The 2,624-nt window shown below is 65.1% G+C and carries 2 protein-coding genes; both read right to left on the minus strand.

The window, feature by feature from the left end:
* Positions 1–1,569 (minus strand): condensation domain-containing protein (locus FEM01_RS23965; RefSeq protein ID WP_240791794.1); only part of this gene is annotated, 1,569 nt, incomplete at its 3' end.
* Positions 1,562–2,624: AMP-binding protein (locus FEM01_RS23970; RefSeq protein ID WP_138221885.1), on the minus strand; the 1,063-nt coding region annotated here is incomplete at its 5' end. The genes FEM01_RS23965 and FEM01_RS23970, both read right to left, overlap by 8 nt.

The following is a 2,624-nucleotide window of genomic DNA, read 5'->3' on the forward strand; positions in this document are numbered from 1 at the left end:
ACGCGCCACCTGCGCCTCGATCAGGCGTTGCACCGGGGTATCCAGCGGGTACTCGGTGGCGGTGGCGTTCCAACCGCGCAGTGCCAGCTCGCGTTCTTCGGCGTCGAGCATCGGCAACTGATCGATACGCCCCTGCGGGTCGGCGATGATGCTGTGCAACAGGTGCAACCAGTGCTTGGCCAGCCGTTCGACGCTGGCCGCCTCGAACAGATCGGTGGCATAGATCAGCACCGCGCTGAAAGCATCACCGTGATCGTAGGTTTCCAGTGCAAGATCCAGCTGCGCGGTCTGGTTGTCCAGGTTCAGCGCCTCGACCTGCAGGCCAGGCAACTGCTGGGCGATCCGGCCAGTCCCGACGTGCTGGTGGTTGTACATGACCTGGAACAGCGGGTTGATGCTCAGGCTACGCTCGGGCTGCAAGGCCTCGACCAATTGCTCGAACGGCAGGTCCTGATGGGCCTGGGCGCCCAGGGCCATCAGCCGGACCTGTTCGAGCAACTGGTCAAAGCGCAGGCCCTGGCTAATCTCGGCACGCATCACCTGGGTGTTGACGAACAGGCCGATCAGGCCCTCGGTTTCCAGGCGGTTGCGGTTGGCGTTAGGGACCCCCACACGGATGTCGACCTGGCCACTGTAGCGGTGCAACAGCGCCTGGAACGACGCCAGCAGCAACATGAACGGCGTGGCCTCATGGGCTTGGGCCAGTTCTCGCAGCGCATACCCAAGCGTGCTGGGAAGCGCCACCTCCAGACGCGCACCCCGGTAGCTCTGGCGCGGCGGACGGGCGTGGTCGGTGGGCAGTTCCAGCACAGGCCGCTCGCGACCCAACGCCTGCATCCACCAGCCCAACTGACGCTCACGCTCACCCGACTCCATCCATTCGCGCTGCCAGTGCGCATAGTCGCCATACTGGATAGCCGGCGCCGGCAGTACCGGTTCGGTCCCCATCGCGAAGGAGGCATACCCACCCAGCAGTTGCTCGACCAGCACACCCATCGACCAACCGTCGCTGATCAGGTGATGCAGCGACAGCAGCAACAGGTGGTCGTCATCTGCCATGCGCAGCAAGCGCACCCGCCACAGCGGGCCGGCGGTCAGGTTGAACGGTGTGCAAAGCTCAGTCGCCACGCTGGCCTGGACCTTGCGCTCACGCTCGGCGCTCGGCAACGGGCAATCCTCGACCTGCAACAGGGCGATGCCATCTTGATCGAAACGCTGGCGGACTTCGCCCTCGACCTCCTCCAGCCGAGTACGCAGGCTAGCCTGTTGGCGGCCCAACCAGGCGACGCTTTCGGCCAATGCCGCGACGTCCAGCGCGCCGCGCAAACGCAGGGCTGCGGGAATGTTGTAGGCGCAGCCGTCAGGTTCGAGTTGCCAGAGGAACCACTGGCGCTGCTGGGCATACGACAGCGGCGTATCGCTGCCGTCGATGGCGGGCACGATTGGCAGTCGGGCAACCTCGATCCCCATCTGTTGCAGACGGGTGAACAATTGCCGGCGCTTGCCGCTGTCCAGCCCCCTGATCCGGCTGACCAGTTCCTCGGTGCGTGCGGCCCCCTGCTTAAGCATTGTGTTCCTCCAGTTCGTCGAGCACACCAAAGATCAGGTCGAGCTCTGCTTCACGGTCGTCGCTGACCGTCGTTGCCTGTATGTGGGTTGCCTGCGCATCCAGCGTGCGCAAGGCTTGAATGTCTTTGAGTTGCACATCGGCGCCGAACGCTGCACGCAGGCGCGATTGCAGCATCACCAGTTGCAGCGAATGACCGCCCAGCTCGAAGAAGTCGTCGTCCAGGCCAATGCGCTCGACGTGCAGCACCTCTTGCCAGATCGCCGCCAGGGCTACTTCCAGGTCGGTGACCGGGACGCGGTAGTGGCTACGCCCTGCCCCGGCTTCGGGGGTAGGCAGCGCGCGGCGTTCGAGCTTGCCGTTGGGGCTCAGGGGCATTTGTGCCAGCGCGACCCAGTGGGTCGGGATCATGTAGTCCGGCAGGACAGCCTTGAGGCGGACCTTGAGGGTGTCGCGTAGCAACAGCGGGTCGGCATCGGCTTCGCTCGGCACCACATAACCCACCAGTTGCAGGCTGCCGGCCAACTCCAGCGGCAGCACCACGGCCTCACGCACCTCGGGCTGTTCCATCAGCCGCGCCTCGATCTCACCCAGCTCGATACGCAGGCCGCGAATCTTCACCTGATAGTCGATACGCCCGGCGTACTCGATCACTCCGTCCGCACGCTGGCGGGCCAGATCGCCTGTGCGGTACAGCCGCTCGCCATTGCCAAACGGGCTGGTGGCGAAACGCTCGGCGGTCAATGCCGGACGGCGGTGGTAACCGCGCGCCAGGCCTTCGCCGCCCAGGTACAGCTCACCGATTACCCCGACCGGCACCGGATTCAGTTCGGCGTCCAGCACGTAAGTCGTAAGGTTGGCGATCGGCTGGCCAATGGGCACCGTGTCGGCGCCCTCCTCGCGGCAGGTCCAGTGGGTCACGTCGATAGCCGCTTCGGTCGGACCGTACAGGTTGTACAAACCGGCCTGCGGCAGCTTGGTGAATACTTGCTGCTGCGCATCCACCGGCAACGCTTCGCCGCTACAGACGATGCGCTTGAGGCCGGTGCAACTGCTC

It is taken from the genome of Pseudomonas mosselii, assembly GCF_005796105.1.
Classification (GTDB): domain Bacteria; phylum Pseudomonadota; class Gammaproteobacteria; order Pseudomonadales; family Pseudomonadaceae; genus Aquipseudomonas; species Aquipseudomonas mosselii_C.